This window comes from Acidithiobacillus sp. IBUN Pt1247-S3 (assembly GCF_041146875.1).
Taxonomy (GTDB): Bacteria; Pseudomonadota; Gammaproteobacteria; order Acidithiobacillales; family Acidithiobacillaceae; genus Igneacidithiobacillus.
The window spans coordinates 21,217-46,370 of record NZ_JBFRXP010000003.1; the positions used below are offsets into that span (position 1 = coordinate 21,217).

The 25,154-nt window shown below is 58.3% G+C and carries 19 protein-coding genes and 1 CRISPR repeat array; of the genes, 5 read left to right on the top strand and 14 right to left on the bottom strand.

Features of this window, described 5'->3' with window-relative positions; translation table 11 throughout:
- Nucleotides 1-42: 42 nt before the first annotated feature.
- The 7 genes from AB4090_RS03045 to AB4090_RS03075 are packed head-to-tail and all read right to left on the bottom strand — an operon-like array spanning nt 43 to nt 12,174.
- A complete protein-coding gene (locus tag AB4090_RS03045) occupies nt 43-492 on the bottom strand; it encodes a DUF3429 domain-containing protein (RefSeq protein WP_369572385.1) in 450 nt (149 codons plus the stop codon).
- A complete protein-coding gene (gene recD / locus AB4090_RS03050) occupies nt 485-2,437 on the bottom strand; it encodes an exodeoxyribonuclease V subunit alpha (protein ID WP_369572386.1) in 1,953 nt (650 codons plus the stop codon). The genes AB4090_RS03045 and recD overlap by 8 nt, the downstream gene beginning before the upstream one ends.
- Nucleotides 2,434-6,012 carry an exodeoxyribonuclease V subunit beta gene (recB, locus tag AB4090_RS03055; RefSeq protein WP_369572387.1) on the bottom strand — a complete coding sequence of 1,193 codons (3,579 nt, stop codon included), beginning with the start codon at nt 6,010-6,012 and terminating at the stop codon, nt 2,434-2,436. Before recB ends, recD begins: the two co-directional genes overlap by 4 nt.
- Nucleotides 6,009-9,428: an exodeoxyribonuclease V subunit gamma gene (gene recC, locus AB4090_RS03060; protein WP_369572388.1), complete on the bottom strand. Its 3,420-nt coding sequence runs from the start codon at nt 9,426-9,428 to the stop codon at nt 6,009-6,011. The genes recB and recC overlap by 4 nt, the downstream gene beginning before the upstream one ends.
- 1 nt (nt 9,429) lies before the next feature.
- Complete coding sequence (pgsA, locus tag AB4090_RS03065) at nt 9,430-10,011, bottom strand: CDP-diacylglycerol--glycerol-3-phosphate 3-phosphatidyltransferase (protein WP_369572389.1); 582 nt, start codon at nt 10,009-10,011, stop codon at nt 9,430-9,432.
- Nucleotides 10,008-11,885 (bottom strand): excinuclease ABC subunit UvrC, encoded by a 1,878-nt coding sequence (gene uvrC, locus AB4090_RS03070; protein ID WP_369572390.1) that lies wholly within the window; start codon nt 11,883-11,885, stop codon nt 10,008-10,010. The genes pgsA and uvrC overlap by 4 nt, the downstream gene beginning before the upstream one ends.
- Nucleotides 11,866-12,174: a gamma-butyrobetaine hydroxylase-like domain-containing protein gene (locus AB4090_RS03075; protein ID WP_369572391.1), complete on the bottom strand. Its 309-nt coding sequence runs from the start codon at nt 12,172-12,174 to the stop codon at nt 11,866-11,868. The genes uvrC and AB4090_RS03075 overlap by 20 nt, the downstream gene beginning before the upstream one ends.
- Before the next feature lie 79 nt (nt 12,175-12,253).
- Here AB4090_RS03075 and efp point away from each other — a divergent pair, with 79 nt between their 5' ends.
- On the top strand, nt 12,254-12,814 hold the full coding sequence (efp, locus tag AB4090_RS03080; protein ID WP_369572392.1) for an elongation factor P: 561 nt from the start codon (nt 12,254-12,256) through the stop codon (nt 12,812-12,814).
- Between the two features lie 73 nt (nt 12,815-12,887).
- Here the strand turns inward: efp and AB4090_RS03085 are convergent, their stop codons facing one another.
- From AB4090_RS03085 to AB4090_RS03100, 4 genes are read right to left on the bottom strand one after another with little or no spacing between them, the layout of a single operon-like run.
- Nucleotides 12,888-13,241 (bottom strand): septum formation initiator family protein, encoded by a 354-nt coding sequence (locus AB4090_RS03085; protein ID WP_369572393.1) that lies wholly within the window; start codon nt 13,239-13,241, stop codon nt 12,888-12,890.
- Nucleotides 13,242-13,283: 42 nt separating this feature from the next.
- The gene (gene eno / locus AB4090_RS03090; RefSeq protein WP_369572394.1) at nt 13,284-14,564 is read right to left on the bottom strand and encodes a phosphopyruvate hydratase; all 1,281 of its coding nucleotides are present in this window, start codon (nt 14,562-14,564) and stop codon (nt 13,284-13,286) included.
- Complete coding sequence (gene kdsA, locus AB4090_RS03095) at nt 14,561-15,409, bottom strand: 3-deoxy-8-phosphooctulonate synthase (protein WP_369572395.1); 849 nt, start codon at nt 15,407-15,409, stop codon at nt 14,561-14,563. The genes eno and kdsA overlap by 4 nt, the downstream gene beginning before the upstream one ends.
- A complete protein-coding gene (locus AB4090_RS03100) occupies nt 15,409-17,043 on the bottom strand; it encodes a CTP synthase (RefSeq protein WP_369572396.1) in 1,635 nt (544 codons plus the stop codon). The genes kdsA and AB4090_RS03100 overlap by 1 nt, the downstream gene beginning before the upstream one ends.
- 135 nt (nt 17,044-17,178) lie before the next feature.
- Between AB4090_RS03100 and AB4090_RS03105 the strand changes: the two genes are divergently transcribed.
- Nucleotides 17,179-17,604 carry a DUF3617 domain-containing protein gene (locus AB4090_RS03105; protein ID WP_369572397.1) on the top strand — a complete coding sequence of 142 codons (426 nt, stop codon included), beginning with the start codon at nt 17,179-17,181 and terminating at the stop codon, nt 17,602-17,604.
- Nucleotides 17,605-17,652: 48 nt separating this feature from the next.
- On the opposite strand, the gene AB4090_RS03110 is transcribed toward AB4090_RS03105, so the two are convergent.
- Complete coding sequence (locus AB4090_RS03110; protein WP_369572398.1) at nt 17,653-18,702, bottom strand: NAD(P)-dependent alcohol dehydrogenase; 1,050 nt, start codon at nt 18,700-18,702, stop codon at nt 17,653-17,655.
- Nucleotides 18,703-18,963: 261 nt separating this feature from the next.
- Between AB4090_RS03110 and cas9 the strand changes: the two genes are divergently transcribed.
- Genes cas9 through cas2 form a run of 3 tightly spaced genes read left to right on the top strand, consistent with a single transcriptional unit; the run spans nt 18,964 to nt 23,443 of the window.
- Nucleotides 18,964-22,185, top strand: a complete 3,222-nt coding sequence (cas9, locus tag AB4090_RS03115; protein ID WP_369572399.1) for a type II CRISPR RNA-guided endonuclease Cas9 — start codon at nt 18,964-18,966, stop codon at nt 22,183-22,185.
- Between the two features lie 3 nt (nt 22,186-22,188).
- Entirely contained in the window at nt 22,189-23,121 is a 933-nt protein-coding gene (gene cas1, locus AB4090_RS03120) for a type II CRISPR-associated endonuclease Cas1 (RefSeq protein ID WP_369572400.1), read from the top strand.
- Nucleotides 23,111-23,443, top strand: a complete 333-nt coding sequence (gene cas2, locus AB4090_RS03125) for a CRISPR-associated endonuclease Cas2 (protein WP_369572401.1) — start codon at nt 23,111-23,113, stop codon at nt 23,441-23,443. Before cas1 ends, cas2 begins: the two co-directional genes overlap by 11 nt.
- 61 nt (nt 23,444-23,504) lie before the next feature.
- Nucleotides 23,505-24,464: direct repeats of the CRISPR family, unit length 36 nt; unit sequence ATTGTAGCCATCCGGGGTGAGAGAGGGAACTACAAC.
- Nucleotides 24,465-24,472: 8 nt separating this feature from the next.
- On the opposite strand, the gene AB4090_RS03130 is transcribed toward cas2, so the two are convergent.
- Together AB4090_RS03130 and AB4090_RS03135 are read right to left on the bottom strand one after the other, a co-directional pair.
- Nucleotides 24,473-24,883, bottom strand: coding sequence for a putative toxin-antitoxin system toxin component, PIN family (locus AB4090_RS03130; RefSeq protein ID WP_369572402.1), 411 nt, complete (start codon nt 24,881-24,883; stop codon nt 24,473-24,475).
- Nucleotides 24,874-25,122: a ribbon-helix-helix domain-containing protein gene (locus tag AB4090_RS03135; RefSeq protein ID WP_369572403.1), complete on the bottom strand. Its 249-nt coding sequence runs from the start codon at nt 25,120-25,122 to the stop codon at nt 24,874-24,876. Before AB4090_RS03135 ends, AB4090_RS03130 begins: the two co-directional genes overlap by 10 nt.
- Nucleotides 25,123-25,154 lie beyond the last annotated feature (32 nt).

Genomic DNA, 25,154 nt, shown 5'->3' on the forward strand with positions numbered 1-25,154 from the left:
CGCAGTTCCGGTCAACACAAAGCTATCCCCGCCGGGGAGATATTAATGGTAATAGACCTCGATAGCCAAAATGGCAAGTAAAATGAGGATTCCAACAGTCAAAGCACTACGTAAGGGGAAAAACCAGCCCGGCCAGGAAATACCGCGACGCTGCAGACGAAAATCTGCGAGCCACTGGGCAATGAAGCCCAGCATCAATATCAAGGTTGCGAGCAACGGCGACCACCAGAGCGCAAAAAATCCCCACAGCGCCGGGATCACGCTCCATAGGAGCAGCGGCCCCGACTCATCCGGGTTTTGCGTGCGATCAAGTGCCAGGCCCCAATGAATGGCGCCGAGAAAACTGAGGATTATCGCGGCGTAGATGTTACCGAGACTGACTGCGATCAATCCGTAGCCATGCACAGCGCCGATGTCAGCGACAATCAACGGAATCAGCCCCGTAGCACCAAGAATTTGGGCCAAACGCATGCTGCTGTTGCGATCACTCATGCTTTTCTCCTGTAAGAAATATGCGCTGCGTACGACGCAGGGGGCGATTAATCATCTCTCCCAATACCTCCTCTCCACCCACCAGGGCAAGACTTAGCCGGGAACGTGCACGCGTAACGGCGGTGTAAAGCAATTCCCGATACCAAAACTCGCGATCCTCGACTGCGGCGAGAAAGGCACAGTGGCGATATTCCGAGCCCTGGGATTTGTGTACCGTCAGGGCAAAAACGGTTTCCATCTCTTGTAAGCGCGTCGGCGAAAACCAGCGGATCTCGCCGGCGGCACCAGCAAAGGCCACGCGCAGCTCACGTCGACCATCTGCTGTGGTGATGGGCAAGGCAATCCCGACTTCACCATTCATGAGCCGCAACGAGTATGAATTGCGGGTAATCATAACGGGGCGGCCGGCAAACCACTCCTTGCCGACCGGCACCGCGCCATGCCGCTGCAAGAGGTGGGTTACGCGGGCGTTCATCGCCTCTACCCCCCAAGGACCCTCGCGCCGGACACAGAGTAACTGGAAATCAGAAAATGTCTGCAGACATTGCTGCGCGAGCTGATCCGCCTCCAGCCCCTGGCGCAGCCCTGCCTGCATCTGCTGGAGATAACGTAAATATCCTGGCGCCTCGGACTGACCTTCTCCCCAACCATGCAGTAGCAGCCCATCGAGTCCCTGTTGCTCGCCAGGAGTAAAGAAACGCAGGTCTGCGCCCTGCTCATCAAGCAGGGCAGACGCGTTTTCTGTTTGCCCGAGGCGAATCTGTTCGGCCAAGCGGCCAATGCCACTCTGGGCGGAAAAGCGATAGCTATGACGCAGCAGGGCTATAGCCTGCTCACGCTCATCACCGGTCACCGCTGGCTCTTGCAGCACGCAAGCACAGGTATCTGCAATCCAGCCGCGCGTCTGCTCAGAGTAGCGCGCCGACTCGGCATTGGCACACAATTCCGCCAGTACCGCGCCGGCCTCCACCGAGGCGAGTTGATCCTTATCCCCCAGCAAAATGAGGCGCGCTGTGGGCGGCAGGGCATTGAGGAGCTTGGCCATGAGCTCCTGACTAAGCATGGAGGCCTCGTCGATGACCAGGAGATCCAACGCCAGGGGCTGGGAGCTGTTGTAGCGGGGTTGCCCATTAGAGCGCAGGCCGAGCAGGCGATGCACTGTCTCCACTTCGCGCGGGACGCTCACGATCAGGGTGAGTGGGAGTCTTTGGAAGGCGTCGCTGTTCAAGGTCTGCACGAGACTCTGGCTAAGACGCGCGGCGGCCTTCCCTGTCGGCGCTGCCAGGCGGATTCGTAGGGACCCCGTCTGCTGCGGCAGGGCGCCCCGCAGGGCGAGGCTCTGCAGCAACAACAACAGGCGCAGCACAGTAGTTGTCTTTCCGGTACCGGGACCACCACTGATCACGCCAAAGCGACGCGGCAGCATCAAGGCGCAGGCAATGCGCTGCCAATCGGGCTGCACATCACTGGCCGGAAACAACTGCCCGAGTTCTTTTGCCACCAGATCCGCTGGCGGCAAGGGCACGGGGGCGAGGCGCGCTCTGACGCCCGACGCAATCCGCTGTTCATCCTCCCAAAAGCGGCGCAGATATATGCACCCATCCTGCAAGACTAGCGGCGTCGCGCCCTCCCCCGTGGCAAATAACTCCGGTGCCAGATGTGGCCAGGTCTCCCAGGCGGCAAAGCGAGGCCACCATTCGGAAAGTACCGAATCATTGCAGACTGCTTCGCCACGGAGATCGAGATAGACCTGCCCCTGGGCAGCCTCCTGACTACACAGGGCCGCGGCCAAAAGGGCTTCGGCAGGAGCGCCAGCAGCCTGTTGGGAAAAAAACAGCGCCAGTTGTGCATCCCAGAGCCGCAGCCAAGCGCGCTCGATGGCAATACAGAGTATGTGTTGCAAGGGATCTTTGCGCGGATTGCTGCAGTCCAGGGACGGGATCATGCGTCCGCTCCCGCAGCAGTAAAAATCGGCTCCAAGGCCGTATAGAACTCCCCGGACGGCTGCACCGCGATACTTGCCGCCTCGGTCTCGCCCACGCCACGCAGAAAGAGTGCCAAAGCACCAGCCGGTTCGAACTGTAGCCCACGGCTGTGCAGCAAGCGCCACAATGCGACCAGATACAATCCGAGTTGCAGTTCATAGCGCTGTGCCAATATGGCGTTTTGCAATGCTGGCGTTTGATAGGCCTCGCGCGTGTTTCCGAGAAAATTCGATTTGTAATCGAGCAGGTAGTAGCGCCCTTTCCAACAAAAGACAAGATCGATGAAGCCCTTCAGCATGCCCCCCAAACGCCGGGCATCCAGAGCCGGGCGCTCCAGTTTGGGAAAGAGGTAATCGCGCATAATGGCGTCAATCCGGCTGCTATCGACGCTCTGTACTGGCAACCAGAATTCCATTTCTGCTTGGTATTCCTGCAAATCTGGTAACCGTAACGTGTCGCCATCGGGGAGAGTCAGGGGTGCCGCGAGTATCCGTAACAACCAGTCGTGTAACAGCGCCAGATGCCCGGCCCAAGGCTGGCCACGGCTACGACGCTCGATTTCCTGTCGCAGGATCTCAGGGTTCCGGGAAACGGCAGCGAAGCCCTGCTCGGCTATCCAACGCAGCAGGTCGTGTAACAGAATGCCGGTAGCAGCGCCCGGCGGGAAGGTTGGATGTATAGCAAGTTGCACATCCTCGCTCTCCCGTCGCTCATCTCCAGATTCTGCCAGCCGTTCCAGCGTACTGTGATGCCCGCGTTGCAAGGCTGAGTAGCTGGCAATCCACCAGTCGTTTTCTTGCCGACGTGCGTGGCGCGGTCTCAGTTCTGGTGTCTGCGCGCGCTGCGCCGGCAGGATGCTGACGGTCTCCGACAAATCCATCGTGCTTATGGCAATTTCGGGGGTATCGGCAAAGAAATCTTGCAAGACATCCGGCAGACCACTTCCATCTTCCACATCGCCCAAGATCAGATGCCCAAGGGCAGACTTGACCGCATCTTTGCGTCTGCCCACTCCTACCCACACCGCAAATTCGGCGCGCGTAAGAGCGACATAGAGTTTCCGGATATCTTCTTGCAGACGTTCTTTTTCGGCCTGCGCCTGCGCTTCGCTGCTAGGTGGCAGTAAGACACACTGCCCATTTTCATCGGCAATCTCCAGGCTATCCCCCTTGTCGGGCCGGGCATTGAGGGAAAACGGGAGAAAGACAAAGGGATATTGCAAGCCCTTGGATTTGTGGATAGTGATCACCCGCAGCAAATCGGCATCGCTTTCCAGACGTAAGAGGGTCTCGTCATCGCGCCCCGTTTCTGTCTGTCGTTGTTCCGCCAGAAAGCGCAGAAGAGCATGCTCCCCTTCCAGTTTTTCACTTGCCTTCTGCAAAAGTTCCGCCAGATGCAGAAAATTCGTCAGGCGACGCTCTCCACCTTGCGCATTCCCATGCAGAAAGCGCGCAGGTAAGGAAAAATCCTGCGACAGCCGCAGCAGCATGGGGAGCACACCGCGCTCCCGCCAAATGCGTCCATAATCCTGGAATTGCAGTGTGCGTTCTTCGCGCAAACCGTCATTGTGGCCGAGGGCAGCAAGCTCGGCCCAGTCGAGATCGAGCAGGGAGGAGGCCAAAGCCGCGCCCAAGGCATCTTCATCTGCGGGCGCAAGACAGGCGTTGAGGAGCCGTTCCAGATCGGCGGCCTCGGGGCTCTCGTATACTGATTGCCGTTCCGAGAGATAGACACTGGCCACCCCACGTCGCGCAAGAGCGGTGCGCAGGGTGTTCGCCTCCTTACCGGTATTGACCAACACGGCAAGATCAGAAGAGCGCAGGACACGCGTGTCCTTTTGCCCACGAAACTCTGCCTCTCCCCGGCGAGCGGCAAGGAGCAGGGCAGCTACCTGCTCGGCGCAGGCATCTGCAAGGCGTTCGGTAAAATCGTCTTTGTTGGTGAACACCTCATCGGGTAAAAGCGCAAAACCCAGGGCGGGAACCGGCTCGCCGGCCAGGAAGAGTTTTTCCTCCCGCCCTTTTGCATCTACAGGCAGGTAGGGCATGGGGTTTTCCTTGCCCTGACGCAGACCAAAAACCCCCTCTGGACGGTTTTCTTCCACGCGCAGGAAAAAGGTGTTGAGAGCCGCCATCAACTCCTGAGTGGAGCGATAGTTGCGGCCGAGGCGATAAATCTCCTCGCCACAATCCCGCTGGGCGCGCAGGTACGTGTGCAAGTCACCCCCGCGAAAGCCATAAATCGCCTGCTTGGGATCTCCAATCAGCAGAAGTCCAGCCGCGTGCTCTACCCGATAGATGGCATCAAAAATGGCGTATTGATACGGGTCGGTGTCCTGAAACTCGTCCACTAGCGCCCAGGGGTATTTGCTCGCCAGATGGCGCGCGAAGACGCCGCCCGCATCGCCCTGCAACGCCGTACGCAATTGGCGCAATATGCCCTGAAAGTCGAATTCGCCTTGTTCTTTTTGCATCCGCCGCTTGCGTTCATCCGTCCAGGCCACGGCATGGGTGAGGATTTTGGCACGGGCAAGCTTCCGCTGCTCATTCAGCGAGTCGAGATATTCAGCTAGTTCTTCGATCAGTAGCAGACCGGAGTGTGTCAGGGAATCGCCGGCGCGGCTCGCCTCCTGCATGCCTGCATGTGACAACCGTTTCCAAGCGCTTTCAGAAAGTGCGGGGCCAGCAATATCGTCCCTTGCCGTCCAATCGCGCAGAGCGTCCATCCATTCACGAACACGACGCTCCTGCAGGACTCTACCGTCAATTTGCTTGTCTCTTCGTAATTCTTGTAACCATTCCACGAGTGAATCGATCTGGCTCGCCAGACGCCCCCGCAAAGAGGCCAGTGTTGCCGTCGCACTTTCGACAAGGAGATGCAGGGTAGCCGCAGGGGGTTGCCCGGTTGCCATACCCTCAGCCTTATCTAAATAACGCTGAAGCTCCTTCAGCAATGGTTCGGGATCAAGAAGATCCTTGCTGCAGCGCCGTAATTCCTGCATTTCCGTGCGCGGCAAAGGCAGCAGGAAAAGGCGCAGGTAGTCCTGCAGCAACTCGAGATCCCGCTTTTCCGTATCGGTAAGCAACTGCAGGGCGAAATCATTGTTGGCGGCAAAGGCATGTTCCTGTAATACGCGCTGGGCCCAGGCGTGGATCGTATAGATTGCAGCCTGATCCATCCCTTCGCCCGCCCAGTCCAGACGGCGAGCAAGTCCTGGCCATTCCTCCGGCGGATAACTGGCACGTAGATCCAGCAAAAACTGGTCTTTGCTCGCATTGCGTTCGGCAAAGTATTCGGCTGCCTCGTGCAGACGCTGGCGCACCCGCGCGCGCAGCTCCAGGGTGGCAGCGTTGGTAAAGGTCATGACCAGAATTTCTTCCGGCAAGTAGGGTCGGTCACTGCCATGCCCAAGTACCAGGCGCAGGTACAGGGCGGCAATGGTATAGGTCTTGCCCGTGCCGGCACTGGCCTCAATCAGGCGCCGCCCTAGCGTCAGCGGAAAACTGAGGGCTTCGAGAAGATTGCCCTTGCTCATACCTTCTCAGCTTCCAAGCGTTTGGCCAGCGCCGCGCCCTGCTCCAAGGCATCCTGCAAAGGGGAGACAAAACATCGGCGCAGTTCCAACAATTCCTGGGCGTCATCGCCCATCAGATCCTCTACCTCAGGCCAGACGCGACGAGCGTACTCATCGTGGCTGCTTTCCTGCACGAGCTGCTGATGCGCTTTGCGCATAGCCGCCAGATCAGCAGCGGCATCATCATCCTTCCAGGCGCTGGCCAATAACGGCAGAAGCAAGGGGATTGGTCGCCGACGTGCCTCCTGTGCCAGCCGCACAAGCTGCGCAAGCTGGTCCCGAGCCACGTCCATTTCCATTGGCGGGAGCACGGCGAAGCCATTTTTATGACTCAGGAGATAGCTCGTAAGCCGATGCTCCATGGCATGCAGGGCAAGGTGTTCAACCCAGTACGGCCAGATTTTTTCTAACTCGGCGCTCTTACCTTTACCAATTTCGCTGGCCGACCAGCGCAGCCGGAACTGCTCGCCATCGGGCTGACATCGCAGGCCGATAATCTCACCCGTCACTTCCAGTTCTGCGAAACGCAATTCCACGCCCACGGGCGGCTGCTCTTCCTCAACCTGTTGTGCGAGGGTCAGAAAGCGCTGCAGGGGCTCTTGCAGCTTACTCTGCGATTCCTCGCTGAGCAGCCACCCGAGGGTACCACTTGGCAACTCGCCCCGCCGGATCAGGCGTGCTGTCTGGCGCTCCATACTACGCACAGCCGCATCAGTGCTCTCTTCCTGCTGCACCGCCTGAATGAGTTCGTTACGCAGTTGCCACTGCTGTAGACCGTCCAAGGCGAACGGCTCGACATCCTCGGCAAGCTCCGCTTCACTCTCGCGCAAACGCACGCCCAGCCCCTGCTGCAAGAAATAGCGGGCAGGATTTTTCCCCAATTCCTGGAGATCGCGCAGAGACAAGCGATTATCCGGCCCTTCTGCGCTGGCGTTCAGCGCGGGCGAAGGGGAAGTAGCAGGCTCATCCCACCACTCGCGCGCGTAGGTGAAATAGGGAGAGTCCTTGCCCAGATACTGGTGACTGAAGGACTGCAGAGGATACGTCGTCGTCAGCGCCGTGAGGAATGTCTCGCCGCGCAATTCTTCTCTTTCCTGTTGGGCAGACCAAATCCGCGCCAGATGGTCGCGCAACTGTGCTACCAAAACCGAGGGCGGTTCTTCGCTGTCGTCGCGGGGGCTGCGGCCACTCCAAAAGATTTGCAGGGAATCGCGGGCGGAGAGCAGCGCCTCGAGGAAGAGATAGCGATCATCCTCCCGCCGGGAGCGATCGCCGGGGCGATAATCCGCACGTAAAAGATCAAATTCGGGCAGAATCTGCCGCCGCGGGTAGTCTTTTTCGTCCATGCCCAGCAGATAGATGCGGCGGAAGGGAATTGCTCGCATGGGCATAAGCGTGGCAAAGGTAATACCGCCGGAGAAAAAGGCAGCACTCTGGGTCGCCTTAACGTCGATCGCGGCACGCCAGGCCGTGGCGACAATCTCCAGAGAAAGAGGGCTTATCAGATCCGCCGCAGCACACTCCTCGCCCCAAGCCAGCAAGGCATCCTGCGCAAGTAAGAGTAGTGTCTGCTCGCCTTCTTCCTGAGCAAGAAAAAAATTTGCCAAGAGTTCCGACAGATTGCGCTGCCAGACTTCCGGCGTGGCCGCTTGCTGCAGGCGTCGCTGCCAGCGGGAGAGTGTTTCCAGTAGCTGAATGAACTGCGCCAGGTGTTCCGCAGCATCCACCGGCAAATAACTGGGTTCCACGTCCCAACAGGCGTCGCCGTGGCCAACTGCATACCCCAGAAAGAGGCGTTGCAGGGCAAAAAGCCAGGTATGCGCGTCCTGACTTTCGACACTCAGGCCCAAATCCTGACGCTGCTTTCCATCCAGGCCCCAGCGCGCGCCCGCTTTTTCTAGCCAGGAGCGCAGCAGCGGTACATCCTCGGTGCCGATGCCAAAGCGGTGCCGCAGGGCCGGTACATCGAGCAGATCCCAGAGCATGCTGGCGGGCAAGCGGGATTGCGGCAGGCTGAGCAACAGATCCAAAGCGCGGAAGAGGGAGTTTTCCTGCATCGTTGGTGCATCAACAATGCGGAACGGCAAATGGCGGGAATCCCGTTGCTCGTAGCGGCCAAAGACAGCATCGATACGCGCTGCGTAGATATCCAATGCGGGGACCATGACCAGGATGTCGCGTGGATGCAGACTTTCATCCAGGCGCAGGGCCTCGAGGATCTGATCCTGCAAGACCTCCAGCTCACGCAGGGGGCCGTGGGCAACATGAAAACGCAGGGAATCGTCGCGAGAGAGATCAATGGGCCCCCACAGCTCCCGGCTTTCGGAAATCGGGCGCAGGGCAAGGATGTCATCTTGTAATTGCTGTAAAAGCGTCTGGGTGCCTCCTGGCTGAAACAACTCGATACGCTCATCCGTAGCCCGTAGCTGCAGCTCGCTCGCCGTAATTTCCAGGGCGGCGAGATAATCTCGCCCGGTCTTGCCCCAGGCGGCCAGCAGCGGGTGCCCGTATTCGATCAGATCGCTCGGGGCAGACGCACTGCGCGCTCGCTTGCGTCCGCGTGACTCGCGACGTAGCAGATCGTGCCCGGTAACAATGTCGCCCCAGTAATAAGAACAGGGATCAAGCACCAGAATCAGCACCGGCAAATGCTCTGCCAGTGCCGCCAGGGCGAGCAGGGTCTGCTGTGGCAAAGACGAGATGCCAAAGACGATAAGACGTTGTGGCAGACCAACGATATTCGTGCCGTCTTGCACACTAGCGAGAAACTGCCGATGAATGTCCGCACGTGACACCCCGGCCGTTGCGCTTGCCTGCAAGTCGGCAAGTAGCGCCCGCCAGAGTCGCGCCTGCCATTGCTGCGTGGCGGGCATGGGCCGTTCGTTACCATCCAATCCCGGCAGGGTATTCCGCCCCGCTTCCCAGGCGGCCAACCAATCGGCGCGATATACCTGATACTGATCGTAGAGGTCCGCGACCTTTTCGGCCAATTGAAAACGCCGGCGTCCTTGCGTATCGCTCTGCAGATAGTGCCGCAAAGGCGCATAGATCGGGTCGTGTAACTCTTGCAGCAAGCGAAAAATGCGCCAGCGCAGGCGCTCTTTGTCGAAGGGCGAGGTCTCGGGCACGGCATCGCGCCCGAGCACGGCACGGTAGGCGCGCCAGAGGAATTGCGCCGGGAGAAGGAAATCCAGACCAGCGGCGATCCCTTGCGCAGCAAACCCGAGCTTCAACCATTCCGCCACGCCGTTACTCTGCACCAGGATGGTTTCGTGGGCGAGGGGCGAAAGGGGCTGCCGCGCACACCACTGCACCAGCAGCTCACGTAGATCTTCCGAACGTTGGCTGTGGACGAGGGTGAGCTGGCTCGCCGCCATATCAGTGGCCGGCAGCCTGTTTACCCATCAAGCTCGGCCAAGCAGCCCGCAGGTAATCGACCATGCTCCACAGCGTCATGGCCGCCGCCAGCAAGAGCAGGGCTATGCCGATGTCCCGGGCAAGAACACCCCACGCCACCGGCCCGGAATAGAGCAAAAACACGATCGCCAGCATTTGCAGAGTGGCCTTGATCTTGCCGAGCCAGGATACGGAGACCTTCTTGCGCTCGCCAATCTCGGCCATCCACTCACGCAGCGCCGATACCGTAATTTCGCGACCAACAATGATGCTGGTGAGAATGCCGGCAAGGATTGCGGGCATTTCCCCACTGGCGCAGATCAGGACTAGGGCCGTAGCGACCATGAGCTTGTCGGCAACGGGATCGAGAAACGTACCAAAGGGCGAGACGCCATTGTAGCGACGCGCCAGGTAGCCATCGGCCCAGTCGGTAAGGGCGGCAAAGGCAAAGATGGCGGTGGCCCCATAGCTACGCGACGCCCCGCCGAGAAAAAACAGTAGAACAAAGACCGGGATCAGCACAATCCGCAGCGTGGTCAGAAAATTCGGCAGACGTGCCATCATGCCCGCGCTCCTGGATGAAAATGGTCATAAATACGCTCGGCCAGCTCGCGGCGAATGCCTTCCACCCGCTGCAAATCATCGACTCCCGCGTCACGGATGCCACGCAGGCCGCCAAAGCGGCGCAACAGCGCGCCGCGTCGCTTGGGACCAATCCCACCGATCGCGTCCAGTTCCGACTCCTGCCGTGCCTTGGACCGCCGCGCCCGATGGCCGGTGATGGCAAAGCGATGTGCCTCGTCGCGGATCTCCTGAATCACCAGCAGGGCGGGATCGTCTGGCGCCAATTGCCGCGGCGCCGACCACTGCGGGGCATGCAACGACTCCAGGCCCGGACGCCGACTGGTACCCTTGGACACCCCACAGAGCTGAATGCTATCAATACCTAATTCGGCAAGCGCGGCAACAGCGCGTGCCAATTGCGCCGGCCCACCATCAATAAAGACGATCTCCGGCAGACTCTGCCCCTCGTCCTGCAAACGCAGGTAACGACGCAATACCGCCTGTTCCATGGCTGCGTAGTCGTCCCCCGGGGTGATGTCCTTGATGTTGAAACGACGGTAGGCATCCTTGCGCGCGCCGTCGGCATCGAAGACTACGCAGGAGGCCGTAGCCGCCTCGCCGCGGGTATGACTGATGTCAAAGCACTCCATACGCTGCGGCGTATCCTCAAGGCCGAAAAGATCGCGCAAAAGCTCCATGCGGCGACGTCCCTGACCGGCATTTTGCACTCGTGCGCGCAGGGCCAGACGCGCGTTAGTCTCGGCCATCTGCATCCAGCGCTTACGTGGACCGCGCTGCGGCTGGTCAATGAGCACTTTGCGGCCGGCCAGTTCGCTCAATGCCTCCTGCAGGGCCGCAACACCACGCGGTAAGAGATTCAGAAGCAGGTTACCGGGGATCTCGCGATCGGCATAATACTGACTGAGGAAAGCCGCCATCATCTCGGCGCCACGCGCGCCCTCGGCATGCCTGGGGAAGATCGAGCACCCACCCAACTGCCGTCCATGGCGCAGGAAACTCAGGTACACGCACCACTGCCCGTTTTCCTCGACAGCCGCGAGTACGTCAAAATCACCACCGCCAGACTGCGCCACATACTGGCGCTCCTGAATCTTGGACAAGGCCGCCACTTGATCGCGCAGCTTGGCGGCCTCCTCAAAGGCGAGATTTTCGGCGGCGGCCTGCATGCGGCTTTGCAAACCTTGTAGCACCTCGTCGCTGCGCCCCTGCAAAAACTGCAAGGTCGCGTTAACATCGGCAGCATAATCTTCTTGGCTGACATGGCCCACACAAGGGCCGCTGCAGCGACGAATCTGATAGTGCAGGCACGCACGGCTGCGGTTGCTGAATACACTGTCTTCACAGGTGCGGAGACGGAAGGCCTTCTGCAATAGCAGCATACTCTCGCGCAAGGCACTCACCGCCGGATAGGGGCCAAAGTACTGGCCCTTGGCGCGCTGTGCGCCACGGTGTAAACCCATGCGCGGAAACTCGCTGCTGGTCTCGATGAAGAGATAGGGATAGCTTTTGTCGTCCCGCAGTAGGATGTTGTAGGGCGGGTGATGGCGCTTGATGAGCTGCGCCTCGAGCACCAGAGCCTCGGTTTCGGTGTGAGTGTGGATGACTTCGACGCGCTCCACCTGTCCGAGCATGGCCACGGTTTTTGGACTATGGCGGTTTTTGTGAAAGTAGGAACTAACCCGCCGTTTCAGATTGCGCGCCTTGCCCACATACAGAATCTGCCCGGCGCCGGAGAACATCTGGTAAATGCCTGGCCCAGCACTCAACTGGCGCAGAAAATCCGCAAGGACGAAGGGTTGCTCCGCCTCTTGCAAAATTGTGCCCTCGTCCGCTTCAGTCGGTCTGGCTTTCATCGAGGCGACGCAGATAGTCCCAAGTGTAGATGCCGGTTCCATGTCCATCACTAAAGTGTAGCTGCACGGCGTAATTGCCGACAGGCTGGACGTCCACCAGATTCACGTCTTCCTTGCCGGTAATGGTTTGGGCCTGCTCCGGCGTATGCCCCTTGCATTCGGCGCAGGGGCACTCAACGCGCAGATGCTCGAAAGACAAGCGACTGGTGTGGCCATCGCCCCACTCAATCTCCATCACCTTGCTGAGCATGAGGGGACGAATTTCGATGGGCTGGGTACGCGCTGACATGAAGGGCCTCGCTGGTCAGGATAAGGGCTCTAGGGTACAATCCGCGCCCAGCAAAGGGAATGCTTTACAGGACTGTGTTATGAAAATCTCCGCCTTCGATATCCGCCCCGGCAACATCCTCGAATACGAAAAGGGCCTGTGGCGCGTGCTCAAGACCGATTTCGTCAAACCTGGCAAAGGCGGCGCCTTTGTGCAGGTAGAAATGAAGAACATCGAGACTGGCACCAAAACCAACCAGCGCTTCCGTTCGGAAGAGAAGATGGAGAAGGCAGTCGTCGAGCCACGCAAGATGCAGTATCTCTACAATGATGGCACCGGTTATGTCTTCATGGATAATGAGAATTTTGAGCAGATGACCTTGAGCGAGGACCTGTTGGAAGGGCAAACTGGCTACCTGCTGCCCAACACCGAGATCCAGGTCAACCTGCATAATGAGCGCCCCATTGGCGTAGAGCTACCATCGGTAGTGATTCTGGAAGTCGTCGAAACCGAACCCTCCATTAAGGGGCAAACCGCCACCGGCTCCTATAAACCCGCACGCATGGAAACCGACATCACCGTGCAGGTACCGCAGTTTGTGAACGCCGGCGAGAAAATCCGCGTCAATACGGCCGACGGCGCCTACATCGACCGCGCCTGAGTCGGGTCACAATACACGCAAAGAGCCCGCCAATATGGCGGGCTCTTTGTTGGCAGAGCATCAAAACTAAAAATTAGGAATTGCTCGGCGACGATTTCGGAATCACCCAAACGAAGATCTCGTTTTTACCTACTAGGCCCAAATTACGCCGCGCCAGACCGGCAACGGCGCCGGAGTCGTTTTGTAGGCTCAGAACCTCGGCAGCAAGTTTATCGTTGCGCTTTTCCAGTGCCTGTACCGTGGTATTCCGTTGCTCCACCTGGGAATGTATCTGCGCTACCGTCCACCAGCTGCCAGCACCAAACCAAAGAAAGTACTGCAACCCGACTAGGCCAGCGAGTAGGAGCAAATCAACACGAGCCAGCCCGCCAATGCGGGAAACCGCAGCCCGAGCCGAATCTATCGAAGTATCCCAAACGACAGCCATATCATCCTTTGCTACAAAACGTTACCGATGTTTCTCGCAGTATTAGTCTAAATTGTAAAAAGCCGCAAGCCCAGGGAAGCGCGCGGCATCGGCCAGCTCCTCTTCGATGCGCAGCAACCGGTTGTATTTCGAGACGCGATCGGTACGTGATAGCGATCCCGTCTTGATCTGTCCACAGCCAGTAGCCACCGCCAAATCCGCCAGGGTGGTATCCTCGGTCTCTCCCGAACGATGCGAGACAATAGCGGTGTAGCAATGGGTCTTCGCCATCTCGATGGCGGCCAAAGTCTCCGTCAAGGTGCCGATCTGATTAAGTTTGATGAGGATACTATTACCCACTCCGCGGTCGATCCCCTCCCGCAGAATGCTGGTGTTGGTGACGAAGATATCATCGCCTACCAACTGCAAACGGTCGCCAAGACGGTCGGTAAGCTGCACCCAGCCTTCCCAATCGTTTTGATCCATACCGTCTTCAATGCTGATGACGGGGTAGCGATCGACCAAATCATTGAGGTAGTCGACGAATTGGCTGCTATCCAAAGAACGTCCTTCGCTGGACAGATGGTATTTACCCTCTTTATAAAACTCGCTCGACGCTGCATCCATACCCAACCAAACGTCCTCACCGGGGGTGTAGCCAGCCTGGGTGATCGCCTCAACGAGCAGCTCCAGGGCCGCCTCGTTGGAGGGAAGATTAGGGGCAAAACCACCCTCGTCGCCGACGGTGGTCGCCAGACCACGGCCATGCAAGACCGACTTCAAGCGGTGAAAGACCTCGACGCCCATTTGCAACGCCTCGGAGAAGGACTCCGCGCCAGCGGGAATGATCATGAACTCCTGCATATCGATGGCGTTGTCGGCATGCGCGCCACCGTTGATCACGTTCATCATCGGTACTGGCAACTGGATGGGCCCCAGGCCACCGATATAGCGATACAAGGGCAGACCAAGGGAGCGCGCGGCAGCGTGGGCGCAGGCCAAAGAAACACTAAGAATGGCGTTGGCGCCCAGGCGCGACTTGTTGGCAGTGCCATCCAGCGCACAAAGCTCCGCGTCGATGTCCGTCTGGTTTTCCACCTCCATACCCAGAAGCAGGTCCTGAATCTCACCGTTGACGTTTTCTACCGCCTTGCGCACGCCCTTACCACCATAACGCTCGCCCCCATCGCGCAGTTCTACGGCCTCGCGCTCGCCAGTGGAGGCGCCACTGGGAACAATGGCGCGGCCCATGGCGCCGTTTTCGAGGGTTACTTCGGCTTCGACAGTGGGATTACCACGGGAATCAAGCACTTCCCGGGCATGGATCTGGACGATGGCGGTCATGGTAGCAACTCCTCAGGATGGTCTTCAGGAAAATCTTGCGCCTTTACGGCGAGGTCAAGGCGCTGCAACACACGGAGCAGCGCCTCCATTTGCCCCAATGGCCAGGCGTTGGGGCCATCGGAGAGGGCACAGCGGGGATCGGGATGGGTCTCCATAAACAGGCCGGAAACGCCAGCCGCAACCGCAGCCCGCGCCAATACGGGAACAAATTCGCGTTGCCCACCAGAACGATCGCCCTGCCCGCCCGGCAACTGCACCGAATGGGTGGCGTCAAAGACGACTGGGCAGCCGGTCTGGCGCATCACCGCCAGGGAACGCATATCAGAAACCAAGTTATTGTAACCGAAACTGACTCCGCGCTCGCAAACTAGAATGTTTTCGTTGCCCGTTGCCTTGGCCTTGCTCACCACATTGCCCATGTCCCAGGGGGCAAGGAACTGTCCCTTCTTGATATTGACGGGTTTGCCCGCGGCGGCAACGGCCTGGATGAAGTCGGTCTGCCGACAAAGAAAAGCTGGCGTTTGCAACACGTCTACCGCCTGCGCGACTGCCGCTACATCCTCTTTTTCGTGCACGTCGGTGAGGACTGGCACGCCAACTTCGCTGCGCACCTTTTCCAGAATGCGAAGGCCCGCCTCCATTCCCGGCCCACGAAAACTACCCCCAGAGGAGCGGTTGGCCTTATCGTAGGAGCTTTTGTAAATCAGAGGGATACCGAGACGATCACAGATCTCGCGCAGGGTGCTGGCGCTCCGCAGGGCCAAGTCTTCGCTCTCGATGGCACACGGCCCTGCGATCAGAAAAAACGGCGCGCGCAAGCCAACAGGGAAGCCCAACAGTTCCATTAGCGTCCCTCCTGGGTACGATATTTTTGCGCCGCGGCGACAAAGGCATCGAAGAGAGGATGGCCTTCCCGCGGGTTACTGGTGAATTCCGGATGAAACTGGCAGCCCAAAAACCAGGGATGATCGGGGAGTTCGACCACTTCCACTAGGGCAGCATCGGCCGAACGACCAGAAAAACGCAGACCTGCCTTTGCGAGGGGCTCAAGGTAGCGGTTATTGAACTCAAAGCGATGGCGGTGCCGCTCCTCGATTTCCTGCCGCCCATAGGCACGCTCTGCCAGGCTACCGGGCTCCAGAACGCAGGCCTGCGCTCCCAGGCGCATGGTCCCGCCCAGATTGCCGTCCTCCTCCCGGTAGGCAACCTGACCGCTGGGATCGGTCCAACGCTGCATCAGAGTGATGACTGGTTCCGGAGTTTTGGAATCGAGTTCGGTACTGTTTGCAGAGGCGAGACCCGCACAATGACGGGCAAACTCCACAACGGCGAGCTGCATGCCCAAACAAATCCCAAGATAAGGGATGCGCTGCTCGCGCGCGTGGCGAATGGCGCGGATCTTTCCCTCTGTACCACGCCCACCAAAACCGCCCGGCACCAGAATCGCGTCGGCCTCGGCCAGACATTCTGGCCCGTGCGTTTCGATGTCTTCCGCATCCACGTACAGAAAACGGATCTTGCGCCGCGCCCGCAACCCGGCGTGCAGCAGGGCCTCGGAAAGGGATTTGTAGGACTCGGTCAACCCGACATACTTGCCGACCAGGGCGATACAAAGCTCGCCCTGCGGATGCTCCAAGGCTTCGATAATACCTTCCCATACGGAGAGGTCGGGCAAATTGGCCGGCAATTGCAGGTCTTCGACCACCAGATCATCCAACCCCTGGGCGTGGAAGAGCAGCGGGATGCGGTAGATGCTATCGGTGTCGATAGCAGAGATCACAGCGCGATCCGGCAAATTGGAGAAGAGCGCGATCTTGGCGCGATGGTCTTCCGGGATGGGCCGGTCGGCCCGGCAGAGCAGGACATCAGGCTGGATGCCAATGGCGCGTAGTTCGCGCACCGAATGCTGCGTTGGCTTGGTCTTCATCTCCCCCGCCGAGGGCAGATAGGGCACCAGAGTCAGATGGAGGAAGATGGTATTGCCGCGCCCCTCCTCTACCGCCATCTGGCGAATGGCCTCGAGAAACGGCTGCGACTCGATGTCGCCCACCGTACCACCGATTTCGACCATGGCCACATCCGCGTCGGCGGCGCCCAGCCGAATGCGGCGTTTGATCTCGTCGGTGATATGGGGAATGACCTGTACCGTGCGGCCGAGATAATCGCCGCGCCGTTCCTTCTCGATGACGGTTTGGTAGACGAGGCCGGTAGTGAAGTTGTTGCGCTTGCTCATGCGCGTCGAGAGAAAGCGCTCATAGTGCCCGAGATCCAGGTCAGTTTCCGCACCGTCGGCAGTCACGAAAACCTCGCCGTGCTGAAAAGGGCTCATGGTACCCGGATCGACGTTGATATAAGGATCGAGCTTGAGCATGGTCACGCGCAACCCGCGTGCCTCAAGCAGAGCGCCAAGTGCGGCGCCTGCCGCACCCTTACCGAGAGAGGAGACTACCCCGCCGGTGACAAAAACGTACTTGGTCATCGTGCCCCTCAGCCTCGCTCCAAAAACGCCTGCATGGTAGCCAATTCACGCCGGACAGACAATGGACAAACTGGCAATCTGTGTCTTAGTAGGCATAGAATGCTGCGTCAGCAAATCAAAAACAGGAAGAGAAAAATGCGCTTTCCCAACCTTTTACCGCTACTTGCTTGCGCGCTCACATTCGCCACCACACCGGCTTTCGCCGCCCCGCTTCTACAACCCGGCCAGTGGCACGAGACGGCGCACATGAGTACGGGAATGACGGACCAAATTGAATTCTGCATACATCAAGCCGATCCGTTTGCGCAATTTCTGCATTCCCAACCGGGGTCGACGTGCCGGCGCACCGGCATGCAGCAGCTTGGGCCAAGGGTCATCCAACTAGAGGAAGAATGTGTCGGCACCAGTAGCCCTATGCGTGTGCAAATGCAAATCACCCTGCACACCGCGCCGGATGGGCGCAGTTATCAGGGGACCGTGCACGGAACCGTACACGTAGCTGGCGAGACCGTTCCGCTACAAGAGACCTTGAAAGGTAACTATCAAGGGGCTTGTCACTGAGCCCGAGAAATGCACCTCCGTTGGTGCGGGGGTGCGGCGTGCAAGTATTTATTTCAGCGTGGCCATATCAATAACGAAGCGATACTTCACATCGCTTTTCAACATGCGCTCGTAGGCAGTATTAATGTAGTCCATAGGAATGACTTCGATGTCCGAGCCAATACCGTGCTTGGCACAAAAATCGAGCATTTCCTGGGTTTCGGCGATGCCACCGATGAGGGAACCCGCTAAACTGCGGCGCTTGAAAATCAAGCTGAACACCTCTGGTGAGGGGTGCGGCGTTTCCGGAGCGCCTACCAAAGTCATGGTGCCATCGCGCTTCAGCAGTTGCAAAAAGGCGTTGATGTCATGTGGAGCTGCAACCGTATTCAGGATGAAATCAAAGCGGTTGGCCTGCTTCGCCATCTGCTCCGGATCTTTCGAGATGCAAATCTCGTCGGCGCCCAAACGCTTGGCATCTTCGGCCTTGCCGGGTGAAGTGGTAAAGAGCACGACATGCGCGCCCATGGCATGGGCCAGTTTCACTCCCATGTGGCCAAGCCCGCCAAGGCCGACGATACCAACGGTCATTCCCGGACCGACGTTCCAGTGACGCAGCGGCGAATAGGTCGTAATACCCGCGCAGAGCAGTGGCGCTACGCTCGCCAGGTCTTTTTCGTCGTGGGAGATTTTTAGAACGAAGGATTCCTTGACGACGATGCGCTGGGAATAGCCACCAAATGTGTTCTCGCCACCAAAAACAGGGCCATTATAGGTGCCAGTAAAGCCATTTTCGCAGTACTGCTCGTCGCCCTCATGGCAAGAACTGCAATGGCCACAGCTATCCACCATGCAACCGACGCCCGCCAAGTCGCCGACTTTGAACTTGCTCACAGCATTCCCCACCGCTGTTACCCGCCCGACGATTTCATGCCCTGGCACTGCGGGGTACAGGGTGTTGTGCCATTCGTTGCGCGCCGTATGCAGGTCGGAATGGCAGACGCCACAGTAGAGGATGTCAATTTGCACATCATCAGGGCCGGGTTCGCGACGATCCAGATGAAAGGGAGCCAAGGGCGTATCAGCGGTTTTCGCGGCGTAGGCTTTAACAGAACTCATGAGAACCTCCTAATAGATACCAACCAGTCGGTCTATAATAGAGGAAAACACCGAAATCTGCAAAAGCGCGCCCACCACTTGCCCGTTGCGCAACTTGGTATTTGCTCTAACTGCACAAAATGTAGGGGATCTCAAATGTAAAGAACCCGCACGAGGCGGGTTCGGTTTCATGCGCAGGGGTTTCCCCCTGGCTTTATTGTAGTAACGGCTCTCACCCCGGATTGCTACAATGCGAAGGAGTATATTATTAAAGGAACTTAAATGGAACTCCCGCAACAATGCTACACCCTTGGCTTGGATATCGGCATGGCCTCTGTTGGCGCAGCGCTGCTTGCCGACGGCCACATCCACGCCCTGCATGTGCGCGCTTTTAATGCCGCCGAAACAGCGAAAGAAGGCGAATCACTCAACAATATCCGCCGCGAAGCAAGACTCACCCGCCGCCGTATTCGTCGCCGCGCCCATCGTCTGCTGCGGCTGCGTCGCCTGTTCAAGCGCGAAGGGCTGATCGCAAGCCACGCCGCCGAAGCCTTATCTACCCCCGTGTCTCCGTGGGATCTGCGCGCGCAAGGGATCAATCAACGGCTTGCCCCGCAAGAATGGGCCGCCGCGCTCTACCACATCGTCAAGCATCGCGGCTTTCAATCCAACCGCAAAAGCGAGGCCAAAGCCGACGAAAAAGCCGGTCAGATGCTCTCCGGTGTCACCGCCAACCAAAACCGCATGAGCGAAGACAACTGGCGCACGGTGGGCGAAATGGCCGCACGCGATGAAACCTTTGCCCATGCCAAGCGCAACAAAGGCGGCGACTACAGCCACACTTTCGCCCGCGCAGACCTTGAGCATGAACTCAAAACGCTATTCGCCGCCCAGCGCACACTTGCAAACCCGCATACTTCCCCCGCCTTAGAGCAAGCCGTGCATACGCTACTCATGGCGCGCCGCCCCACGCTATCGGGTGAAAACCTGCTCAAGATGGTCGGCAAATGCACCTTCGAGACCACCGAATACCGCGCCCCCAAGGCGAGCCACACCGCCGAGCGCTTTGTCTGGCTCACTCGCCTGAACAACCTACGCATCAACGATCAGGGTGAAACGCGCGGATTACATGACGAAGAGCGCCAAGCCATCATCCATCTGCCCTTCGTGCAAGCCAAAATTAGCTACAAACAGCTACGCAGCAAAATCGGCCTGAGCGACACCGCCCGTTTTATCGGCGTGGACTACTGGAAAAAGCGCAAAGAAGGCAATGAACTCGCCGCCGAGGACGCGGCATTATTTGAAGCCAAAGCCTTCCACCTTCTTCGCAAGGCGTATGAGGAAGCCGGCCTGAAAACTGAATGGACGCGGGATGCCGCCAACCCCGACCGACTGGATGCGCTGGCCTATGCCCAAACCGTATTCAAGGACGATGCCGAAGCCCGCGACTGGATGCAGCAGCAAGGCATCGAACCTACCATCATCGAAGCCGTACTCACGGTTTCTTTCAGCGACTTCATCCGCCTGTCCATCAAGGCGCTGCACAACATCCTGCCCTATATGCAAGCCGGGCAACGTTACGACCAAGCCGTCCAATCAGCAGGCTACGCCCACCACAGCCAGCTTCACACAGAGGACAACAAAAAACCCCGCCTGCCGCCGATCAGTAAAGAGGACTACCCCAACCCCGTGGTTTATCGCGCCCTCAACCAAGCGCGCAAACTGGTCAACGCCATCATCGACGAGTATGGCGCACCCAACGAGGTGCATATCGAGCTGGCACGAGATTTAAGCAAACCTTGGGATGAGCGAAAAAAAATCGAGCGCGAACAAAAAGGCTTTGCTGAACGCAAAGAAACCTTGGTCACAAAATTCCGCGAACGCTTCGACAGCAACCCGCGCCGCGATCAGCTCTTAAAAATGCGCTTGTACGACGAACAGCAAGCGCATTGCGCCTACAGTCAAAAGCCGCTGGATCTTGGCCGCCTGCTGGAAGATGGTTATGCCGAAATCGACCACGCCCTGCCCTATTCGCGTAGCTTTGACGACGGCATGAGCAACAAAGTGCTAGTGCTCACCGTTGAAAACCGCAACAAAGGCAACCGCACCCCGTATGAATACCTAGACGGCGAGCAAAACAGCGAGCGCTGGCGCAGCTTCCAAGCCTTCGTGCAGGGCAATAAAAGCTATCGCCAAGCCAAACGCGAGCGCCTGCTGCGCAAAGACTTTAGCGACAAAGCTGCCGAAGGCTTCCGCGAGCGCAACCTAAACGACACTCGCTACATCGCCCGCGCCTTCAAAACCCTGGTGGAACAGCATCTGCAACTGGCCGAAGATTCTGAAAGCAAGCGTTGCACCGTCGTTTCCGGCCAACTCACCGCCTTTTTGCGCACCCGCTGGGGCTTGAACAAAGTGCGCGAGAATGGTGACCTGCACCACGCGCTGGACGCCGCTGTGGTCGCAGCCGCCAACCATCGCATGGTCAAGCGGCTGGCAGACTACGCGCGCCGCAAAGAGCTTAATCAGGCACGCGAAGGCTTTATCGATCCGCAGAGCGGCGAGGTTTTGGACATCGCCGCTCTACGCCAACTCGAAGCCGCCTTTCCTGCGCCCTGGCCACACTTTCGCGACGAACTCCAAGCCTGGCTTAGCCCCGACCCTGCCTTGCATCTTGAGCATGTTTCAAACTACGACAAGGCGCGGGCACAAACCATCAACCCCATCCGCGTATCCCGCGCCCCGCTGCGTCGTGGCCTTGGGCAAGCACATCAGGAAACCATCCGCTCCGCCAAGCTGCTCGATCAAGGCATGAGCGCGGTCAAAACACCGCTGGAAAACCTCAAACTCAAGGACATTGAACGCATCGTCGGCTGGGACGACCCGCGCAATGAAAAGCTGATCGAAGCCATCCGCCAACGCCTGATCGCCCACGGCGACGATGGCAAAAAAGCCTTTAAGGAGCCGTTCTACAAGCCCAGTAAGCCGGGCAAGGCCGCGCCGCTGGTGCGCACGGTCAACCTGACTGACACGCAAAAAAGCGGCATTCCCATACGCGGCGGCATCGCCAACAACGGCGCCATGCTGCGCGTAGACATTTTCACCGACGGAAAGAAGTTCCACGCCGTACCGCTGTATGTGGCTGATGTGGTCAAACCGGCATTGCCGAATCGGGCGGTCATGGCCTACAAGCCCGAAGATGAATGGACGGTGATGGATGAGAACTACCGCTTTCTGTTCAGCCTGCATCCGAATGATTGGGTCAAAATATCATTCAAAAAGGACTCGGCTAAAGAGGGTTACTTTTCAGGGCTAAACCGCGCCACAGGAGCCATTTCTATTTGGACACACGACCGCAGCAACCTTAATGGGAAAGGAGGTTTTCTTGATGGCATCGGAATCAAAACCGCCCTATCCGTCGAAAAATACCATGTCGATCTACTCGGTCGCCTATACCCGGTGAAAGAGGAAACCCGCCAGCCGCTCAACCACAAGCGCAAGGGCTGAACCATGGCCTGGCGTAGCGTGGTCATTACCCAACCGGCGCGCCTTAAGCTTGAGCAAAAGGCGCTGGTCGTGGCTCAGGATGCCGGTACGGCGCGCATCCCGCTGGAAGATATTTCCATATTGGTGATCGACCAGCCGCAAGTCACCCTGACCGCCTGCCTACTGACCGCCTGCGCCAATGCACAAATCGCCGTCATTACCGTGGATGAAACCCACACACCCAATGGCGTGCTGTTGCCGCACCTGCCGCATAGCCGCGCCTTGCAGGTGATGCGCAAACAACTCGCCATGAGCCTGCCACGCAAAAAACAACTGTGGCGCGACATCGTGCAACGCAAACTCAGCAATCAGGCCGAAGTGCTCACGCGGCAGGGGCATCAGCCCGCCGCCTTACGCCTGCAAACATTAGCACGCGGCGTGCGCTCCGGCGATGCCGGCCACGCCGAATCTCATGGCGCGCAAGTGTATTTTCGTCGCCTGATGGGCGCAGGCTTTAGTCGGGCCCAAGAACGCTGGCACAACGCCGCTTTTAACTACGGCTACAGCATCATCCGCTCCGCGCTGGCGCGTAACCTCGTCGCTTACGGCTTTATGCCCGCCTTTGGCCTGCACCACCAAAGCGAGCAAAACGCCTTTAATTTAGCCGACGATCTGATCGAACCCTTCCGCCCCATTCTGGATGCGCATGTTTTAGCGCACATGCCCAACGATGCTGCCGAGCGTAACTTAAGCCGCGACGACAAAGCCTACTTGGTTAGCATTTTGCACATCGACACCCCCATGCACCGCGCCCAAGAGTCACTCGGCACAACCAGCATCTTGGCTGCCTGTGAGCAGAGCGTGATTAGCCTAAGCCAACGGCTGGATGACGAACAAACCAGCCTCGCCCTGCCCAGCCTGCCCACGCTCTGCGAGAATCAGGACGATGAGCCGTGAGACCCGCCGATTTATGCGCCTGATGGTATTTTTCGACCTGCCCACGCTAACCAAGGCAGATAAAAAAGCCTATGTGCAATTTCGCCGCTTTCTGATTCAAGATGGCTATGACATGATCCAATGGTCGGTGTACGGGCGCATCACCAACGGCTTCGACGACATGGAAACCCACATCAAACGCCTGTCCAGCAACCTGCCGCCGGATGGCTCCGTGCGCTGTTTGCAGATCAGCGAAAAGCAATTCGCCCAAATGCGGCTACTCGTTGGTCTGCCGAAATTTCAGGAAAAAAAGCTCAATGCCCAACAAATGCTGCTGTTTTAACGCAAAAAAAATTGCCCCGAAACCCATGTCCAGCAAGCCGGTCGCGGGTTTCAGAGCAGGGATTGTAGCCATCCGGGGTGAGAGAGGGAACTACAACAGGCGGTCAAGTACCGCGTAAATGTCTGTCATTGTAGCCATCCGGGGTGAGAGAGGGAACTACAACCGGGCCAAGAGGCACTATTTCACGCATTCGATTGTAGCCATCCGGGGTGAGAGAGGGAACTACAACCACTAATGTGGAAGAGCGAAGAATGAAAGAATTGTAGCCATCCGGGGTGAGAGAGGGAACTACAACAGGTGAAGGGCGATCCATGATCCAAGGCATATTGTAGCCATCCGGGGTGAGAGAGGGAACTACAACTTAGCCAAGGTATTAACAACGCCAGGTTGAATTGTAGCCATCCGGGGTGAGAGAGGGAACTACAACGATGCGGTCTGGGGCCGGAATGCTGTAGATATTGTAGCCATCCGGGGTGAGAGAGGGAACTACAACCAGTGAGCGAAGACGTGGCCTTATTGAGGAATTGTAGCCATCCGGGGTGAGAGAGGGAACTACAACTGAAGCTGGCGCCTATCCTTTTGCGCCTGTATTGTAGCCATCCGGGGTGAGAGAGGGAACTACAACATCATCGAGCCGGTCGCTATTGAGGAACTGATTGTAGCCATCCGGGGTGAGAGAGGGAACTACAACCCCGCATCGGCGCTGATGCACGGCATGATCATTGTAGCCATCCGGGGTGAGAGAGGGAACTACAACATTACGGCGACTGCATCACATCCGTCGTGGATTGTAGCCATCCGGGGTGAGAGAGGGAACTACAACCCGCATTGCGCCCCGCCGAATACAGCCCACATTGTAGCCATCCGGGGTGAGAGAGGGAACTACAACCAGTCAAGCACAACAGGAGATATAGAGATGATTGTAGCCATCCGGGGTGAGAGAGGGAACTACAACATGCCGGGATCTAGGCCCGTACCGCCTGTGATTGTAGCCATCCGGGGTGAGAGAGGGAACTACAACGCGGCCGCCTACCTCAGATACTCCAACATCACCCTGGCGGTCAGAATCTTAGTCCGGCCAAAGCGATCCAGCAGCAACAGGTCGCGCTTGTCTCCGGTCACCAGGTAGTCCGCACCGCTCACCTGCGCCATCGCCAGCAGAAAGTCGTCATTCGGGTCGCTCGATATCTCTAGGTCTGGCAAGGCGGTAACGATTTCTGCAACCTGACGGATGTGGTTGATCAGGAGGCCAGCCTCCCACGGCTTCACGCGATCTTGAAAGAAGGGGCGGCGAAGGACCGCCTTCATCTCTTCAATTTGCGGTTCGCTAGATATCAGGATAAAGCGCCCTTGCTTCCACGCGTTATAAAGTTCTTCTGGTGGTGTTCCGCGGACAATGAGTGCCGATAGCAGAATGTTGGTGTCCAGAATCAGTCGCATGACGAGCGACGTACCGCCATCCATTCGGCATCGATGGCCGCCTGCAGGGCCGGGCCGTCCAGGTCTGCGTTGCGGTCTTTGATGCTTTGTACGCTGCGATCAAAAATACGCCACATTACGGCCTCCTCCACAAAGCGAGAGAGGTCACCCTTGCGCATGCCTTGTGCTCCTAAATAGGTGCGCAGGGCAATATCACATGCCGGGCTCGCCGTAATGGTCCATCGAACAGGTTTTTCCATGATAGGCTCCTATGCGGATAAGCGTCTATCCG

What these genes read in the sequence shown, in the direction of transcription:
- AB4090_RS03045 (WP_369572385.1), bottom strand. Translation starts at nt 492, where the DNA reads ATGAGTGATCGCAACAGCAGCATGCGTTTGGCCCAAATTCTTGGTGCT.
- recD (WP_369572386.1), bottom strand. Translation starts at nt 2,437, where the DNA reads ATGATCCCGTCCCTGGACTGCAGCAATCCGCGCAAAGATCCCTTGCAA.
- recB (WP_369572387.1), bottom strand. Translation starts at nt 6,012, where the DNA reads ATGAGCAAGGGCAATCTTCTCGAAGCCCTCAGTTTTCCGCTGACGCTA.
- recC (WP_369572388.1), bottom strand. Translation starts at nt 9,428, where the DNA reads ATGGCGGCGAGCCAGCTCACCCTCGTCCACAGCCAACGTTCGGAAGAT.
- pgsA (WP_369572389.1), bottom strand. Translation starts at nt 10,011, where the DNA reads ATGATGGCACGTCTGCCGAATTTTCTGACCACGCTGCGGATTGTGCTG.
- uvrC (WP_369572390.1), bottom strand. Translation starts at nt 11,885, where the DNA reads ATGAAAGCCAGACCGACTGAAGCGGACGAGGGCACAATTTTGCAAGAG.
- AB4090_RS03075 (WP_369572391.1), bottom strand. Translation starts at nt 12,174, where the DNA reads ATGTCAGCGCGTACCCAGCCCATCGAAATTCGTCCCCTCATGCTCAGC.
- efp (WP_369572392.1), top strand. Translation starts at nt 12,254, where the DNA reads ATGAAAATCTCCGCCTTCGATATCCGCCCCGGCAACATCCTCGAATAC.
- AB4090_RS03085 (WP_369572393.1), bottom strand. Translation starts at nt 13,241, where the DNA reads ATGGCTGTCGTTTGGGATACTTCGATAGATTCGGCTCGGGCTGCGGTT.
- eno (WP_369572394.1), bottom strand. Translation starts at nt 14,564, where the DNA reads ATGACCGCCATCGTCCAGATCCATGCCCGGGAAGTGCTTGATTCCCGT.
- kdsA (WP_369572395.1), bottom strand. Translation starts at nt 15,409, where the DNA reads ATGGAACTGTTGGGCTTCCCTGTTGGCTTGCGCGCGCCGTTTTTTCTG.
- AB4090_RS03100 (WP_369572396.1), bottom strand. Translation starts at nt 17,043, where the DNA reads ATGACCAAGTACGTTTTTGTCACCGGCGGGGTAGTCTCCTCTCTCGGT.
- AB4090_RS03105 (WP_369572397.1), top strand. Translation starts at nt 17,179, where the DNA reads ATGCGCTTTCCCAACCTTTTACCGCTACTTGCTTGCGCGCTCACATTC.
- AB4090_RS03110 (WP_369572398.1), bottom strand. Translation starts at nt 18,702, where the DNA reads ATGAGTTCTGTTAAAGCCTACGCCGCGAAAACCGCTGATACGCCCTTG.
- cas9 (WP_369572399.1), top strand. Translation starts at nt 18,964, where the DNA reads ATGGAACTCCCGCAACAATGCTACACCCTTGGCTTGGATATCGGCATG.
- cas1 (WP_369572400.1), top strand. Translation starts at nt 22,189, where the DNA reads ATGGCCTGGCGTAGCGTGGTCATTACCCAACCGGCGCGCCTTAAGCTT.
- cas2 (WP_369572401.1), top strand. Translation starts at nt 23,111, where the DNA reads ATGAGCCGTGAGACCCGCCGATTTATGCGCCTGATGGTATTTTTCGAC.
- AB4090_RS03130 (WP_369572402.1), bottom strand. Translation starts at nt 24,883, where the DNA reads ATGCGACTGATTCTGGACACCAACATTCTGCTATCGGCACTCATTGTC.
- AB4090_RS03135 (WP_369572403.1), bottom strand. Translation starts at nt 25,122, where the DNA reads ATGGAAAAACCTGTTCGATGGACCATTACGGCGAGCCCGGCATGTGAT.